This window comes from Thermocatellispora tengchongensis (genome assembly GCF_014202315.1).
GTDB classification, from domain to species: Bacteria; Actinomycetota; Actinomycetes; order Streptosporangiales; family Streptosporangiaceae; genus Thermocatellispora; species Thermocatellispora tengchongensis.
Map to the genome: position 1 here is coordinate 88,491 of NZ_JACHGN010000027.1, position 15,685 is coordinate 104,175.

Sequence of the window (15,685 nt, forward strand, 5' to 3'; positions counted from 1 at the left end):
CGTCGCTGGTCGCCGAGTGGGAGTGCGAAATGCAGGGCTAGCCCGCGCGCCTCCGGCGGCGTACCACCAGCAGGGCCGTTCCCGCCGCCAGGAGGGCGGCCACCGCGGAGGCGAGCGCGATGGCCAGCGGGGGCACCCCGCCGGAGGGGCGCGGCGCGGCGACGGGGCTCGCCGAGACCGGCGACGGTGTGGCCGACGGCGTGGGGGCCGGGAGCGGGGCGAGTCCCTGCTGTTGCTCGGGGGTGCCCAGGCCGGTCGGGTCGTCGTACACCGGGGCGCCCGCGCCCGCCTCGCCGCGCACGTCCACGGTGAGCGTGACCGGAACCTCCAGGTACGGGCTGTCGCGGTCGGTGTAGAGCCTGACCCAGACGTTGTAGTAGCCGGGGATGCCGGCCTCGCGGATGTGGTCCTGGCCCGACTCCCGGTTGCGGTAGGCGACCGGGACCGTCGCGCCGGTGAAGGTCTGCGGCCGATCGCCCAGGTCGGGCCGCCAGGCGTCGTCGGTCAGGTTGCCGCCCAGCACCCGGGGGTTCTCCGGGCTCAGGATCGAGGTGGACAGCTTCAGCGTGGCGCCGCCCAGCGCCTTGCGGTCGGCGTCCGACAGCGCGGGCAGGTCCACCCGGTAGGCCAGTTGCTCGCCCCAGCGCAGCGGGACCCGGAAGTACGCCTCCTCGCCCGGGATCAGCGTGTCGGTGTAGGTGCGCCCGTCCTCCAGCACCGGGCCGTCGCCGTAGGAGGCGCTGCCCGCGATCCGCACCGGCGTGCCGGGCGTGATCGGGTCCACGGGGCCGAGCTCCGTCGCGGGCGGGGGCAGCGCGGAGACGTTCGAGGCCCGCGGCTCCACGATCAGCGTCAGCTCGATGGTGGCCGGGGTCGCCTGCGGGTCGTCGGTGCGGTTGTCCACGCGGATGTAGTAGCGGCCCGGGGCGTCGCAGTTGCCCGTGGGCGAGCCGCTGCCCGCCGTGTGCTGCACCTGGCCCACGGCGAACGCGTTGCCGCCCGAGGGCAGGTTCGTGGTCGCCTCGGTCGTCTGGCAGTGGCCGGGCGCGTTCGGCGGCAGGATGCTCAGGCCGGCCCCGATCACGGCCGGGCGGCCCAGCGGGGCCGAGCGGGCCTTGCGCACCCCGACGTACGCGGTCGCCCCCGGCGGCAGGTCGAAGGCGTAGTGGCGGCCGGGCCGCTCGGCGCCCCGGTCGGGCGGCAGCTCGTCCACGTACGCCCCGGGCCGCAGCAGCGGGGCGCCCTGCGTGTCCGGCGTGCCGGTCACCGGCGTGCCCACCGGGGAGAAGCCGCGCAGCCCCCGCTCGGTCGCCCGCCTGAGCCTGCCGGCCAGCTCGGCGCCGTTCTGCGCGTCCACGTACCGGCCGCCGCCCTTCTTGGCGATCTGCTTGAGCTGGGCCCTGGCCCGCTCGTCCACCCGGAAGCCGATCACGTCGATGCGGGTGCGCACCTCGACGCCGCGGCGGCGCAGTTCCTCGGCCACCGCGACCGGGTCGCCGCCGCAGGTCTCCTCCCCGTCGGAGACCAGCAGGATCGTGCGCTCCTCCTCGCCCTCGACGCCGCCGCCCGCCTTGTCCTGGAAGTCCCCGGCGGCCTTGCGCAGGGCGTACGCGATGGGGGTGTCGCCGCGCGGGCGCAGCGCGGCCACGCGCTCCTTCACCGCGGCCCGGTCCAGGGGGCCGATCGGGATGCGCAGGTCGGTGTCGCGGCAGCCGCCGCCGTAGGAGCGCAGGCCGATCCTGGCGTCGTCGGGGGCCGCGTCCACCACCTTGCCGATGGCGCGGCGGGCGGCGGCGATGCGGCTGGTGCCGGTGCCGTCGTCCTCCTTCATGGACCCGGACGTGTCCAGCAGGATCAGCACCTGGCCGGGGGTCTCGTCGGCCGCCGCGGCTGGGGCCGGGACGAGGATGCTCGCCGCGACGCCCAGGACGGCCAGTGCAAGGCGGAACACTTGGAGGATTATCCGCCCATCGGCCCAGAAAAGATCTCGAAAGCCGCACTGGTGTAAGCAAGTCGTAACCCTTGTCAGGGGCGGCGGGTCACCACATAGCGCGCGGGCAGCTCGCCGCCGCCGTGCACGGCCAGGTCGGCGCCGGTGACGTACGCCGCGCGCGGGCCCGCCAGGTACAGGCAGGCCGCGGCCACATCGGCGGGCGAGGCCATCCGGGCCATCGGGATCAGCGCGGCCACCGCCGCGCCGCCGTCCTCGCCGTACTCGGGGGCCGCCGCCTCGGTGCGCACCAGCCCGGCGGTGACGTGGTTGACCCGCACCTTCGGGGCCCACTCCAGCGCCAGCGCCCGGGTCAGGGCCAGCAGCCCGGCCTTGGCCGCCGCGTACGGCGCGGTGCCCGGCTGCGGGTCGTGCGCGGCCACGCTGCCGATGTTCACGATCGCCCCGCCGCCGCCCCCCGCCATCACCTCGTACGCCCGCTGCGCCACGTAGAACGGGGCGAGCAGGTTCAGCGCCACGATCCGCTCGGCGAAGCGCGGCGACATCGTGGCCGCCTCCGCCGAGGGCGAGCCGCCCGCGTTGTTCACCAGCACGTCCAGCCCGCCCAGCACGGCCGCCGCCCGCTCCACCAGCCCGGCCGCCTGCGTCGCGTCGCGCACGTCGGCGGCCAGGAACGCCGCGGCCCGCCCGCCCGCCTCCGGGACGGACTCCGGCTCGGCGCGCCCGCACACCGCCACCGCCGCCCCCTCGGCCAGGAACGCCTCCGCCACCACCCGCCCGATGCCCCGCGTGCCGCCGGTGACCAGCACGGCGCGCCCCTCGAAGTCCATCTCTCCTCAACTCCTCCGCCCTCTGTTACGTTGTTTCTAACAAATGTTTGGTGAAAAGGATGCTCGCCCATGGGGATCTCCACCGTGACCTCCGGCGGCGTCGCCGAGGTCGTCGTCCACGTCCCGCCGGTGAACGCGCTGGGGGCCGAGGCGTGGCACGCCCTGGCCCGCGCGGTCACCGAGGCGGGCCGCGACCCGGCGACCCGGGTCGTGGTGCTGCGCGCCGAGGGCCGGGGCTTCAACGCGGGCGTGGACATCAAGGAGATCCAAGCCGCGCCGGGGCACGCCGCGCTGGTCGCGGTGAACCGGGCCTGCTTCGCCGCCTTCGCCGCCGTGTACGAGTGCGAGGTGCCGGTGATCGCGGCCGTGCACGGTCACTGCCTGGGCGGCGGGGTCGGGCTCGCGGGCAACGCCGACATCGTCGTGGCCGCCGACGACGCGTACTTCGGGCTGCCCGAGGTGGACCGGGGCGCGCTCGGGGCCGCCACCCACCTGGCCCGGCTCGCGCCGCCGCACCTCGTCCGGGCCATGGTCTACACGTGCCGGAACGCCACGGCCGCCGAGCTGGCGGCGTACGGGTCGGTGCTGGAGGTCGTGCCGCGCGCCGGGCTGCGCGAGGCCGCCCTGCGCGTCGCGGCCGAGATCGCCGCCCGCGACCCGTACGTGCTGCGGCGGGCCAAGGAGTCGCTGAACGGCATCGACCCGGTGGACGTGCGCCGCAGCTACCGCTACGAGCAGGGCTTCACCTACGAGCTGACCCTGACCGGCGCCGGCGACCGGCACCGCGACGCCTTCCTCGGCGGCGGGGGAGCGGCATGAGCGGCACGACCTCCACGGGGAAGGTGATGACCGCCGAGGACGTGGCCGCGACGCTGCGCGACGGCATGACCGTCGGCATCGGCGGCTGGGGGTCCAGGCGCAAGCCGATGGCGCTGGTGCGGGCGGTGCTGCGCGCCGGGGTGCGCGACCTGACCGTGGTGTCCTGCGGCGGCCCCGACGTGGGGCTGCTGTGCGCGGCCGGGCTGGTGCGCCGGGTCGTGGCCCCGTTCGTCACGCTGGACTCGGTCCCGCTCGAACCCCACTTCCGCGCCGCCAGGCAGTCGGGCGCGGTGGCGTTCACCGAGTACGACGAGGGCATGTTCCTGTTCGGCCTGCTCGCCGCCGCGCACCGGCTGCCGTTCCTGCCCACCCGGGCCGGGCTCGGCTCCGACGTGCTGCGGGTCAACCCGGAGCTGCGCACGGTGCGCTCGCCGTACGGCGAGGGGGAGGAACTGGTCGCGGTCCCCGCGCTGAGCCTGGACGTGGCCCTGGTGCACGTGGACCGGGCCGACCCCCGCGGCAACGGCCGGTACCTCGGGCCCGACCCCTACCTCGACGACCTGTACGCCAAGGCCGCCGCCCGCTGCTACCTGAGCTGCGAGCGCCTGGTCCCGCCCGGCGAGCCGGCCGGGCCCCCGCAGACCCTGCTGATCAGCCGGATGCACATCGCCGGGGTCGTGGAGGCCCCCGGCGGCGGCCACTTCACCGACTGCTCCCCCGACCGCGGCCGGGACGAGGCGTTCCAGCGGCACTACGCGCGGGCCGCCGCGGCGGGCGGGGAGGAGTGGGCGGCGTTCGCGGCCCGGTTCCTGGGCGGCGACGAGGCGGTGTACCAGGAGGAGGTGCGCCGCTGGCACGAGGAGCGGGCGCGCCCGGTCAAGGAGGGCGTATGACGGCCACCCGGGCGGAGGTCTGCGTGGCCGCGTGCGCGGAGGCGTGGCGCGGCGACGGCGAGGTGCTGGCCGCCGCCATGGGCGTGTGCTCCGTGCTCGGCGCCCGCCTGGCCAGGATGACCTTCGCGCCGGACCTGCTCACCACCGACGGCGGCGCGCTGCTCACCGCCGCGCCGATCCCGTACGGCGCGCCGCCCGGCCCGGTGGAGGGCTGGCTGCCGTTCCGCGACCACCTGTGGCTGGTGCTGAACGGGCGGCGGCACGTGATGATGGGCGCCTCGCAGATCGACCGGCACGGCAACACCAACATCTCCGCCATCGGCCCCTGGGCCCGGCCGAGATCCCAGCTCCTCGGCTCCCGCGGCGCCCCCGGCAACACGATCTGCTGCCCCACCAGCTACTGGATCCCCCGCCACTCCACCCGGGTCTTCGTGCCCGAGGTGGACATGGCCAGCGGCGTCGGCACCGACCGGGCGGCGGCGCTCGGCCCCCGGGCCGCCCGCTTCCACGACCTGCGCCGGGTGGTGACCGACCTGGCCGTGCTCGACCTCGGCGGCCCCGGCGGGACGATGCGGCTGCTCTCGGTGCACCCCGGCGTCACCGTGGACGAGGTCGTGGCCGCGACCGGCTTCCCGCTCGCGATCGGCCCCGGCGGCGTACCGGAGACACCGGAGCCCGGCGAGGAGGAGCTGCGCCTGATCCGCGACGTGCTCGACCCGGGCGGCGCCCGCGAGGCGGAGGTGCCGGGATGATCGGGCCGGTGCTGGACACGCCGCTCACCCGGCTGACCGGGGTGCGGCACCCGGTCGTGCAGACCGGCATGGGCTGGGTGGCCGGGCCGCGCCTGGTCACGGCGGTCGCCCGCGCCGGCGGCCTGGGCATCCTGGCCTCCGCCACCATGACCCTCGACGGGCTGCGCGCCGCGATCGAGGAGGTCCGCTCCCGCACCGACGCCCCGTTCGGGGTGAACCTGCGCGCCGACGCCGCCGACGCCGCCGAGCGCGCCCGGCTGCTCATCGAGCACGGCGTCCGGGTCGCCTCGTTCGCCCTGGCCCCGAGCCGGGAGCTGATCGCCACGCTCAAGGACGCCGGGGTCGTGGTGATCCCCTCCGTCGGCGCCCGCCGCCACGCCGAGAAGGTCGCCGCCTGGGGCGCCGACGCGGTCCTCGTCCAGGGTGGCGAGGGCGGCGGGCACACCGGTCCCGTCGCCACCACGCTGCTGCTGCCGCAGGTCCTCGACGCCGTCGGGATTCCGGTGATCGCCGCGGGCGGCTTCTTCGACGGGCGCGGCCTGGCCGCCGCCCTGGCCTACGGCGCGTCCGGGGTCGCGATGGGCACCCGCTTCCTGCTCACCGCCGACAGCCCCGTGCCCGACGCGGTCAAACGGGTCTACCTCGGCGCGGCCGAGACCGTGGTCACCCGCCAGGTGGACGGCATCCCGCACCGGGTGCTGCGCACCCCGCTGGTGGACGGCCTGGAGCGCTCGGGCCGGATCTTTGGGCTGGCCAGGGCGCTGCGCAACGCGGCCAGGTTCCGCCGCGTCTCCGGCATGTCCTGGGCCCGCATGGCCCGCGACGGGCTGGCCATGCGCCGCGGGCGCGACCTCACCTGGTCCCAGGTGCTCATGGCGGCCAACACGCCGATGCTGCTCAAGGCCGCCATGGTGGACGGCCGCCCCGACCTCGGCGTCATGGCCTCCGGCCAGGCGGTCGCGGTCATCGACTCCCTGCCCACCTGCGAGGAGCTGATCGACGCGATCGTGACCGGCGCGGCCGGCGTGCTGCGCGCCCTGCCCGACAGGCTGGTCCGGCCGTGAGCGCGCCGGCGTACGTGCCGGGGCACGGGCTGCTGCGCGGCCGGGTCGCGGTGGTCACCGCCGCCGCCGGCACCGGGATCGGCGGCGCGTGCGCCCGCAGGATGCTGGAGGAGGGCGCCCGGGTCGTGATCAGCGACGCGCACGAGCGGCGGCTGGGCGAGCACCTGGACGCGCTGCGGCGCGAGTTCGGCGCCGCGAACGTGGCCGGGGTGGTGTGCGACGTCACGATCGAGGAGCACGTACGGTGCCTGTTCGACACCGCCGAGCGGGAGTTCGGCCCGGTGGACGTGGCCGTGAACAACGCCGGCCTCGGCGGCACCGCCACCCTGGAGGAGATGACCGACGAGCAGTGGCACCGGGTGCTGGACGTGACCCTCACCGGCACCATGCGCTGCACCCGGGCCGCGCTGGCCCGCATGCGCCCGCGCGGGCGCGGCGCGATCGTCAACAACGCCTCCGTCGTGGGCTGGCGGGCCCAGGCCGGCCAGGCCCACTACGCCGCCGCCAAGGCCGGGGTCATGGCCCTGACCAGGTGCGCCGCCGTCGAGGCCGCCGGATACGGTGTGCGGGTGAACGCCGTAGCGCCCTCCCTGGCCATGCACCCCCACCTCGCCAAGGTGACCACCCCCGGACTGCTGGAGGAGCTGACCGCGAGAGAGGCGTTCGGGCGGCACGCCGAGCCCTGGGAGGTCGCCAACGTCGTCGTCTTCCTCGCCAGCGACTACTCCTCCTACATGACCGGCGAGGTCGTCTCCGTCTCCAGCAGGCACCCGTGAGCCCCCGCCGCCGCGACTCCGAGGTCACCGCCGCCGCCCGCGCCGAGCGGCGGGCCGAGCTGCTGGCCACGGCCGCGGAGGTGTTCGCCACCCGCGGCTACGCCTCCACCACCGTCAGGGAGGTCGCCGACGCCGCCGGGATGCTCGGCGGCAGCCTCTACTACCACTTCGACTCCAAGGAGTCGATGGTGGACGAGATCCTGTCCGCCTTCCTCACCGACATGTGGGACGCGTACGAGCGGGTGCTCGCCGCCGGCCACGGCCCGCGGCGCACGGTGGAGGAGCTGGTCGCCGAGTCGTTCCGGATGATCGACCGGCACCGCCCCGCCGTGGTCATCTACCAGAACGAGGCCCGGTACCTGGAGGCCACCGGCCCGCGCTTCGCCTACCTCACCGAGTCGCGGCGGCGCTTCCGCGAGATGTGGCTGTCGGTGCTCGACCGGGGGGTGCTGGAGGGCGTGTTCCGCGCCGGCCTGGACACCGCGCTGGCCTACCGGTTCATCCGCGACACCGTGTGGGTGGCCGCGGGCTGGTACCGCGCGGGCGGGCGGCTCGGCGCGGCCGAGATCGCGCGGCAGTACGTCGCGATGGTGCTGGAGGGCATCCTCGCGGACAGGGGGGAAACCGGCCGGAGCGGATAGGAGGAGGCGGGCGCGATGGCGGAGGCGTACATCGTGGAGGCGGTGCGCACCCCGGTGGGCAGGCGCGGCGGCGGGCTCGCCGGCGTGCACCCCGCCGACCTGGGCGCGCACGCGCTGAGCGCGCTGGTCGCGCGCTCGGGGATCGACCCGGCCGCCGTGGACGACGTGATCCTCGGCTGCGTGGACACGGTCGGCCCGCAGGCCGGCGACATCGCCCGCACCTGCTGGCTGGCCGCCGGGCTGCCCGAGGAGGTGCCCGGCGTGACCGTGGACCGGCAGTGCGGCTCCTCCCAGCAGGCCGTGCACTTCGCCGCACAGGCCGTCATGTCCGGCACCGCCGACCTGGTCGTGGCGGGCGGGGTGCAGAACATGTCCCAGGTACCGATCGCGTACGCCTCCTACGGCGCGGCCGAGCCGCTGGGCCTGGTAGGCGGGCCGTTCGCCGGCTCGGCGGGCTGGCGGGCCCGCTACGGGGACCAGGAGGTCTCCCAGTTCCGCGGCGCGGAGATGATCGCGGAGAAGTGGGGGATCGGCCGCGCGGCGATGGAGGCGTACGCGTACGAGTCGCACCTGCGCGCCATCGCGGCCCAGGACGAGGGGCGCTTGGACCGCGAGATCGAGCCCGTTGCGGGCGTGCGCGCCGACGAGGGGCCGCGCCGCGGCACCAGCCTGGAGAAGATGGCCGCGCTGCCCCCGCTGGAGGAGGGCGGGCGCCTCACCGCCGCCGTCGCCTCGCAGATCTCCGACGGCGCCGCCGCGCTGCTCGTCGCCTCCGAGCGGGCCGTACGCGCCCACGGCCTGCGGCCCCGGGCTCGGATCCACCACCTGTCGGCCCGCGGCGAGGACCCCATCCGGATGCTGTCCGCGCCGATCCCCGCCACCGCGCACGCGCTGCGCAAGGCCGGCATGTCCATCGGCGAGATCGGCGTCGTGGAGGTCAACGAGGCGTTCGCCCCGGTCGTGCTCGCCTGGATCGAGGAGACCGGCGCCGACCCGGCCCGGGTCAACCCCAACGGCGGCGCCATCGCCCTGGGCCACCCCCTCGGCGCGACCGGCGCCCGCCTGATGACCACCCTGCTGCACGAGATGGAGCGCGCCGGGAGCCGCTACGGCCTGCAGACCATGTGCGAGGGCGGCGGCCAGGCCAACGTGACGATCCTGGAACTCCTCTAGCGAGCGGAGGTCACCAGGCGACGGGCAGCGCCTCCACCCCGTACACGATCGCGATCTCGCGGAACGGCACCTCCTCCGGCGGCACCGACAGCCTCAGGCCGGGGAAGCGGCGCAGCAGGGCCGGGAAGGCGATCCGCATCTCCATGCGGGCCAGCGGCGCGCCCACGCAGTGGTGGATGCCGTGGCCGAAGGCCAGGTGCGTGGGCCTTTCGCGGGTGGGGTCCACCCGGTCGGCGTCGGGGCCGAGCGCGGGGTCGCGGTTGGCCGCGGCCAGCGAGCACAGCACCATCTCGCCCTTCGCGATCGGCTGCCCGGCCAGCACCAGGTCCTCGCGGGCGAAACGCGGGAACGCGACCTGCACCACGGTCAGGTAGCGCAGCAGCTCCTCGATCACCCGGGAGACGTGCCCGTCCTCGCCGTCGCGCACCGCGGCCAGCTCCCGCGGGTTCTCCAGCAGCCACAGCGTGCCCAGCGACAGCATGCTGGTGCTGGTGTCGTGGCCCCCGGTCAGCAGCCCGTCGGCCAGACTGGCCAGCTCCCGGTCGCCGACCTCCCCGCCGTGGTCGCGGATCAGCCTGCCGAGCAGCCCGTCGCCCGGATCGCGCCGCTCCCGGGCCACCAGCTCGGTCAGGTACGCCATCGAGTCGTTGACCGCCTGCAACGACGCCTCCGGCCCGGCCGAGAAGTCGAAGCGGTCGGTGCTCAGGCGCAGGAACTCCGCCCGCTCGTCGTACGGGACGCCCAGCAGCTCGCACACCACCAGCGACGGGATCGGCAGCGCGAAGGACTTCAGCAGGTCGGCCGGGGGACCGGCGGCCTCCAGCGCGTCCAGGTGCTCCTCCACGATCGCGGTGATGCGCGGCTCCAGCCTGCGCAGCCGCCGCATCGTGAACTCCGGCGTCAGCAGCTTGCGCAGCCGCGTGTGCTCCGGCGGGTCGCGGAAACCCAGCCCGCCCGGGTCCTCCTGGTTCGATCCCCCCGCCGCGATCACATTGCCGAAGTCGTTGCTGAACCGCTCGGCGTCGCCCAGCACCGCCCGCACGTCCTCGTACCGCGTGACCAGCCACACCGTCGAACCCCCCGGCACCTTCAACGGGTAGACGGGGTGCTCCTCCCGGATCGCCGCCAGCTCGGCCACGGGGTCCATCCGCTCACGGGTGAACTGGACCAGCGGAAACTCTTCCTCCGGCATCCGGCGCGCCCCCTTCTCCAGCCGGGAATTTCGTCGCGCAATCATTCCACGGGCGCCTTCCGGCCCACCTCCGCCCACAGGATGAGCCGGAGATGAACCCACGGTCGTAGAGACGCGTACCTGTAGGCGGAGGGACGCCCGCCCAGGCGTGCCGTTTTCACCTCCTTTCATCGGCGCGCGATGAAGGAGGGGGCGGTGCCCCGGCGCCGCTGGCCCGGGGCGCCCCCTTCTGAGACGATGCGCCCGGAACGACCGCAACGGCATACGCGCCGATCCCCCGGGCGGGAGGCTGATGGTGTCACCGGACCACAAGCACAACACCACCACGCCCACCCCCGAACCCCCCATTCCCTCACCCCCAGCTCCTGGCCGGTCCGGAGCCGCGGTGCCCGACGCGACTCCGCGCGCCGCCGAGCCTGCGGCTCCGACGCCTGACCCATCACCGCGCCCTGCCGTGCCGATGGCTTCCACCCCCGGACCCGCCGCCCCTGCGGACCCCAACCCCGGCCCTGCGGCCTCTGCCGCCGCCGGACCGGCGCCGGTCGCTTCGGGCTCCGCGCCGGCCGCCACCGGCTCGGCCCCGGCCGATTCCGGCCTTGGCTCCGCGACGCCACGTGAGGCCGCGTCCGGCGACCCGGGCGGCGCGGATAGGGAGGAGGGGGCCCTATCCTGTGATGCCGGCCGTGCTGATGGGGAGGGTGGTGCCTTGTCCGGTCGCTCCGTTCGCGAGGGCGTGGATCGCGGTGCCGGGGTCATGGGTGACGGGGTCGCATCCCCGAACTCTCGTGCTGCGTCTGCGGACCCCGCCTCTGCGATCGGGGGCCCGGCTCCGGTGGCCGCGGACTCTGCCCTCGCCTCCGTGGGGCCCGGCTCTCCGTCGCCGGTCAGCGCCTTCCCCCCTGGGGACGGGCTCTCCGCATCCGCGGCACCCGCGCCCGACCTCTTAGAGCCCTCTGCCACGCCTGCGGCTCCGACGCCATTACCGCGCCCTGCCGTGCCGGTGGCTTCCGCCCCCGGACCCGCGTTCCCGCCCGCTTCTGCGGACGTGTCCGAGGGCGCTCGGGCTGGGGCCGAGGGGCGGGGGCTGGGGGCGCCGGGGATCGCGGGGTGGGTGCTGGGGGTTGTGGCGGTGGGGGCGGCGGCGGTGGTGGTGTACGTCGTGTTGCGGGTGGGCGGGGGTGCGCCGGAGCCGGGGATCGAGGGGTTGCCGGATGCGGGGCCCGTTACCGGGTGGGGGTTGCCGCTCCTGCGGGTGGGGGCGGATCTGTGCGCGGCGGGGACGCTGGGGGCGCTGGTCGTGGGGGTGGTGCTGTGCCCGGTGCCGGGGGCGGGGCGGGCGGCGGTGGACGCGGTGCGGTGTGTGCGGGTGGCCGGGGGGTGGGCGCTGGGGTGGGCGCTGTGCTCGGCGGCCGGGTACGTGCTGACGATCTCCAGTTTCATGGCGTTGCCGCCGGCGCAGGTGCTGGGCAGCGCCGAGTTCCTGGGGCTCGGGGTGATGTTCTCCGAGGGGAAGGTCCTGCTGGTGACGCTGGCGCTCGCCGCGGTCGTGGCGGCCGGGGCGCGGGTGCCGGTGACGCGGGGGCGGGGGCTGGCGCTGCTCGCGGTCGCGCTGGGCGCGATCCTGCCGGTGGCGTTCGTGGGGCACGCGGCCTCGGCCGACAATCACGACATCGCCGCATCGGCGCTGATGACCCACCTGGTCGCGGTGGCGATCTGGGTGGGCGGGCTGGCCGCGGTGCTGGCCTGCCTGCGCGACTCGGAGCTGCTCGGGGTCGTGCTGCCGCGCTTCAGCACGCTCGCGCTCGGGTGCTTCGCCGCCGTGGCCGTCTCCGGCGTGGCGAGCGCGTGGGTGCGGATGGGGCCGGCGGACAACCTCTGGGACACCGGGTACGGCCGGTTCGTGCTGGTCAAGACGGCGGTGCTGGTCGCGCTGGGCGCGTTCGGGCACGCCCACCGGCGCAGGACCGTGCGGTTCGCCGGCGACCGCGGGCGGCGGCGTACGTTCGCCCGGCTCGCCGCGGGCGAGATCGTGCTGATGGCGGCGGCCATCGGGCTGGCCGTGGGGCTGTCGCGCACCCCGCCGCCCACCGACGGCGGTCACGCGCACGCGCTGCTCGACTACACGGTCGCGCCGTTCACGGCGGGCGGCCTGGTGACCGGGGTCCGGGTGGACCCGCTGATCCTGCTCCTGCTCGCGGGACTGGCGCTCGGCTACCTCGCCGGGCTGCGCCGGGTCGCCCGCGCCGGCGGCCGGTGGCCGGCCGGGCGGGTGGCCGCCTGGTACGCGGGGGTGCTCCTGCTCGCGCTGGTGCTGATGGGCGGCGTCGCGGCGTACTCGCGGGTGATGATGACCGCGCACGTCCTGCAGTTCGTCACGCTCACCGTGGTGGCGCCGCTGCTGCTCGCGGCGGGCGCGCCGGTGACCCTCGCCGTCCGGGCGCTGTCGCCCGCCTCCCAGTACGGCGAGGCCGGCCGGGCCTTCCTGGACGGCGCGCTCGCCCGCCGCCTGACCCACCCGGGCGGGCTGCCGGCGGCGTACGGGGTGGGGTTCGCGCTGTTGTACGGCACCGGCTGGTTCGAGCGGTCCCTGGCCTACCACGCCGTGCACCTGGCGACCCAGGGGGCGTTCCTGCTGGCCGGGCTGGCCGCGTTCTGGGTGCTGACCGGCGCCGACCCGCTGCCGCGGCCGGTGCCGTGGGCGGCCCGGATGTGGCTGCTCGCCGGGGTCGCCGCCGCCCACCTGGCCGTGGCCGCGCTGCTCATGGCCGGGCCGCAGCTCGCCGGCACCTGGCTGCCGCTGGTCACGCCGCCCGGCGCGCCGCCGCCCCTGGAGGACCAGCGCCTGGCGGGCGCGCTGCTGGCCACCCTCGCCGCCGTCCCCCTCGCCGCCCTGGCCGTGCTGCTCACCCTGCAGCGGCGCCTCGCCTCCGCGCGCCGGGCCCGTCCCGGCGCCTGATCCGCCGTCGGGTGATCTGGGGGTGCTCAGTCGTTCAGGAGCGCGGCCAGCGCGGCGCGGTCGTTGACGCCGGTCTTCTCGTAGACGGCGTACAGGGTGTTGGCGACGGTGCGGATGGACACGACCAGGCGGGCGGCGATCTCGCGGTTGGTGAGCCCCTGCGCGGCCAGGAGCGCCACCTCGCGCTGGCGCGGGGTCAGGCCGGGGACCTCCAGGCCGAGCAGCGCCGGGGTGCGGGCGCCCTGGCAGCGGCGCGACAGCGACCAGGCGCGGGTCTCGGCGGCGCGGGCGCTGCGGGTCAGGCCCGCCTCCCGGTACGCCGCGGCGGCGCGCGCCGACGCCTCGGCGGCGTACAGCGTCATGCCCAGCTCCTCGAAGCCGGCCGACACCGCGTCCAGGGCCTTGCCGTCGCCTGCCCGGGCGTGGCGGGCGTACAGGGGGATGAGGGCGCCCTCGGCGGCGAGCCCGGCCAGGCGGTCGGCGGCGAGGTCGGGACGGCCGAGCCGGACCAGGTCGTGCAGGACGTGCGGCAGATGGCAGGGGAGGGCGGTCTCGGCCAGGCGCAGTGCCCGCTCCACCGCCCCGCCGAGGTCGCCGCGGGAGGCGGCGGCCCAGACGTGCGCCACCCGCAGCGGCAGGAGCATGTGCGGGCTCTCCACCCGTTCGGCCCCGAGGGCCCGCGCCCTGGCCAGGGTCGCCTCGGCCGCGCCGGGGGCGCCGAGCAGGGCCTGCGCGTGGGCCAGCTCGCCCAGGCACGACATGGCCACGGCGCTGCCCTCGGGCGGTCGCACCACGGCGTCGGCGGCCGTTGCCCGCGCGTCGGCCACGCGTCCGCGCAGCCTGAGGACCTGGGCCTTCAGCGCCCCGAAGCGCAGCTTCGGGAAGGCCCAGGTGCCGTAGTCGCCGGCCAGGGCGAGGCCCTCCCCGGCCAGGCGCTCGGCCGCGGGGAGGTCGCCGAGCAGCAGGTGCGCCTGCGCGCCCGAGTCGAGCAGCGCCCCCAGCATGCTGGGCTGCGCGTCGGGCTCGCGGTCCAGCAGCCGCCTGGCCCGCTCCACCGACTCCAGGCACGCGGTGGCGCGGCCCTCGGCGAACAGCACGTTGGTCTCGGTCGTCGTCAACGCCCGTGCGCCGCGTGGGTCGAGCGGGCCCGCGCCGGGCACACCCCGCAGGCTCGCCCTGGCGCCGGTGACGTCGCCGCCGAGGCACTGCAGCGTGGCCCGGATGCACAGCATGAGCTGCCGCAGGTGGGGGTCGGCGACCTCGGCCCGGGTGGCGTCGAGCACCTCGATCGACTCGCGGATCCGCCCCTGCTCACGGCCGAGGGTGAACGCGAGCCCGGCGCCGGATTCGATGCGGGTCAGGTCGTCCAGGCCGCGCTGGGCCCAGGCGGCGGCGAACGCCTGCTCCGCCTCGGCGTGGCGCTGGGCGTACGACAGCGCGCTCGCCACCGCGATCAGCGCGCTCACGCCGCCGCCCGCCTCGACGGCCGCGCGCCCGAGCCGGATGGCCAGGTCCAGGTCGCGGGCGGCGCGGGCCTGCGCGGACGCGGCGAGCAGCAGGCCGGGGTCGCCGGGTGCGCCGGAGTCGAGCCGCCAGACCGCCACCCGCAGCACGTCGTCGCGCCGCCGCAGCCCGTGCCCGGCGACGGCGGCGGCCAGGGCGCGCATCATCGCGCGGGCGCGCAGCGTGCCGCAGCCGTCCCTAATGACCTCGCCGTAGAGCGGGTGGGCCAGGCGGACCTGGAGGCGGTCGCCGTCGGTCTCGACGGTGACGAGCTGGCGATCCTCCAGGTGCTCCACGGCCGCGGGGGAGGCGAGACCGGCCAGCAGTTCGGCGCCCAGCGGCTCGCCGAAGGCGAGATACTCCAGGACGTCGCGCTCCTCGCGGGTGAGCGCGCCGATGCGGGCGGCGATGGTCTCGCGCAGCGACGGCGTGATGGCCAGGCGCCCGGACCAGCGCCACACCCCGTCGCCGGAGTCGCGCAGCGCGCCGGCGAGCACCAGTTCGCGCAGGTAGAGCGCGTTGCCCAGGCTGGCGCGCCACATCCGCGCGACCGCGGCCGGCTCGACCCGGCCGCCGAGCGCGTCGGTGAGCAGCCCTTCGGTCTCCTGCTCGGTGAACGCGCCCAGCTCCAGCCGGGGGAGCAGGTCGTCCTTCCACAAGGCGAGCACGGCGTCGGGCGCGGGCTCGCGGGCGCGCACGGTGGCGATCACCCTGGCCCGGCGGTGCGCGGTGACGTGGTGGACCAGCGCGGCCGAGGCGGAGTCGAGCAGGTGGGCGTCGTCCACGACCAGCACCCGGGCCCGCAGGGCGCCGGCCGCCCAGCCCAGCGGGTTGCCGGCCGGCGGCGCCGCGGGCAGCAGCGGCGCGAACGCGCCGAGCGGGATCTCGGCCGCCGCGGCGGTCGCGCGCACCCACGCCACGCCGTCGAGCCCGCGCACCGCCTCGCTCACCAGGCGGCTCTTGCCCACCCCCGGCTCGCCCGCCACCACCATGCCCTCGGCCGCCGCCCTGATCGCGGAGACCTGGGACTCGCGACCGGAGAAGGGCCACGCGTTCGCCACCCCGCAAGGCTAGTGCGCAACGCCGCGCTTTGAGTAGGCCATGCTCATGCGGGCGGGCGTGCGTACCGGCAATC

The 15,685-nt window shown here is 76.3% G+C and carries 12 protein-coding genes; 8 read left to right on the forward strand and 4 right to left on the reverse strand.

The genetic code is table 11. The features are described 5' to 3' along the window. Positions 1-37: 37 nt before the first annotated feature. Both HNP84_RS43410 and HNP84_RS43415 read right to left on the reverse strand, forming a co-directional pair. Positions 38-1,951, reverse strand: coding sequence for a vWA domain-containing protein (locus HNP84_RS43410; RefSeq protein WP_185055934.1), 1,914 nt, complete (start codon positions 1,949-1,951; stop codon positions 38-40). Positions 1,952-2,025: 74 nt separating this feature from the next. After that, positions 2,026-2,781, reverse strand: coding sequence for an SDR family oxidoreductase (locus HNP84_RS43415; protein ID WP_185055935.1), 756 nt, complete (start codon positions 2,779-2,781; stop codon positions 2,026-2,028). Between the two features lie 69 nt (positions 2,782-2,850). On the opposite strand from HNP84_RS43415, the gene HNP84_RS43420 reads away from it, so the two are divergent. Genes HNP84_RS43420 through HNP84_RS43450 form a run of 7 tightly spaced genes read left to right on the forward strand, consistent with a single transcriptional unit; the run spans position 2,851 to position 8,899 of the window. Then, positions 2,851-3,600 carry an enoyl-CoA hydratase family protein gene (locus HNP84_RS43420; protein WP_185055936.1) on the forward strand — a complete coding sequence of 250 codons (750 nt, stop codon included), beginning with the start codon at positions 2,851-2,853 and terminating at the stop codon, positions 3,598-3,600. After that, complete coding sequence (locus HNP84_RS43425) at positions 3,597-4,493, forward strand: CoA transferase subunit A (RefSeq protein ID WP_376772038.1); 897 nt, start codon at positions 3,597-3,599, stop codon at positions 4,491-4,493. The genes HNP84_RS43420 and HNP84_RS43425 overlap by 4 nt, the downstream gene beginning before the upstream one ends. Then, positions 4,490-5,245: a CoA-transferase subunit beta gene (locus HNP84_RS43430; RefSeq protein WP_185055937.1), complete on the forward strand. Its 756-nt coding sequence runs from the start codon at positions 4,490-4,492 to the stop codon at positions 5,243-5,245. The genes HNP84_RS43425 and HNP84_RS43430 overlap by 4 nt, the downstream gene beginning before the upstream one ends. Continuing rightward, complete coding sequence (locus HNP84_RS43435) at positions 5,242-6,309, forward strand: NAD(P)H-dependent flavin oxidoreductase (RefSeq protein WP_185055938.1); 1,068 nt, start codon at positions 5,242-5,244, stop codon at positions 6,307-6,309. The genes HNP84_RS43430 and HNP84_RS43435 overlap by 4 nt, the downstream gene beginning before the upstream one ends. Continuing rightward, complete coding sequence (locus tag HNP84_RS43440; RefSeq protein WP_185055939.1) at positions 6,306-7,085, forward strand: SDR family oxidoreductase; 780 nt, start codon at positions 6,306-6,308, stop codon at positions 7,083-7,085. Before HNP84_RS43435 ends, HNP84_RS43440 begins: the two co-directional genes overlap by 4 nt. Beyond that, positions 7,082-7,726 carry a TetR-type transcription factor C-terminal domain-containing protein gene (locus HNP84_RS43445; protein WP_185055940.1) on the forward strand — a complete coding sequence of 215 codons (645 nt, stop codon included), beginning with the start codon at positions 7,082-7,084 and terminating at the stop codon, positions 7,724-7,726. Before HNP84_RS43440 ends, HNP84_RS43445 begins: the two co-directional genes overlap by 4 nt. A gap of 15 nt (positions 7,727-7,741) precedes the next feature. After that, positions 7,742-8,899, forward strand: coding sequence for an acetyl-CoA C-acetyltransferase (locus HNP84_RS43450; protein ID WP_185055941.1), 1,158 nt, complete (start codon positions 7,742-7,744; stop codon positions 8,897-8,899). A 10-nt stretch (positions 8,900-8,909) separates the two neighbouring features. On the opposite strand, the gene HNP84_RS43455 is transcribed toward HNP84_RS43450, so the two are convergent. Then, complete coding sequence (locus HNP84_RS43455; RefSeq protein ID WP_221337491.1) at positions 8,910-10,091, reverse strand: cytochrome P450; 1,182 nt, start codon at positions 10,089-10,091, stop codon at positions 8,910-8,912. A 1,111-nt stretch (positions 10,092-11,202) separates the two neighbouring features. Here HNP84_RS43455 and HNP84_RS43460 point away from each other — a divergent pair. Next, positions 11,203-13,047, forward strand: a complete 1,845-nt coding sequence (locus tag HNP84_RS43460) for a bifunctional copper resistance protein CopD/cytochrome c oxidase assembly protein (protein ID WP_185055943.1) — start codon at positions 11,203-11,205, stop codon at positions 13,045-13,047. Between the two features lie 26 nt (positions 13,048-13,073). On the opposite strand, the gene HNP84_RS56535 is transcribed toward HNP84_RS43460, so the two are convergent. After that, positions 13,074-15,611, reverse strand: coding sequence for a helix-turn-helix transcriptional regulator (locus HNP84_RS56535; protein WP_185055944.1), 2,538 nt, complete (start codon positions 15,609-15,611; stop codon positions 13,074-13,076). Positions 15,612-15,685 lie beyond the last annotated feature (74 nt).

Excerpts from the sequence above, each read along its gene's own strand:
- HNP84_RS43415 (WP_185055935.1), bottom strand. The coding sequence starts at position 2,781 with ATGGACTTCGAGGGGCGCGCCGTGCTGGTCACCGGCGGCACGCGGGGC.
- HNP84_RS43420 (WP_185055936.1), top strand. The coding sequence starts at position 2,851 with ATGGGGATCTCCACCGTGACCTCCGGCGGCGTCGCCGAGGTCGTCGTC.
- HNP84_RS43425 (WP_376772038.1), top strand. The coding sequence starts at position 3,597 with ATGAGCGGCACGACCTCCACGGGGAAGGTGATGACCGCCGAGGACGTG.
- HNP84_RS43430 (WP_185055937.1), top strand. The coding sequence starts at position 4,490 with ATGACGGCCACCCGGGCGGAGGTCTGCGTGGCCGCGTGCGCGGAGGCG.
- HNP84_RS43435 (WP_185055938.1), top strand. The coding sequence starts at position 5,242 with ATGATCGGGCCGGTGCTGGACACGCCGCTCACCCGGCTGACCGGGGTG.
- HNP84_RS43450 (WP_185055941.1), top strand. The coding sequence starts at position 7,742 with ATGGCGGAGGCGTACATCGTGGAGGCGGTGCGCACCCCGGTGGGCAGG.
- HNP84_RS43455 (WP_221337491.1), bottom strand. The coding sequence starts at position 10,091 with ATGCCGGAGGAAGAGTTTCCGCTGGTCCAGTTCACCCGTGAGCGGATG.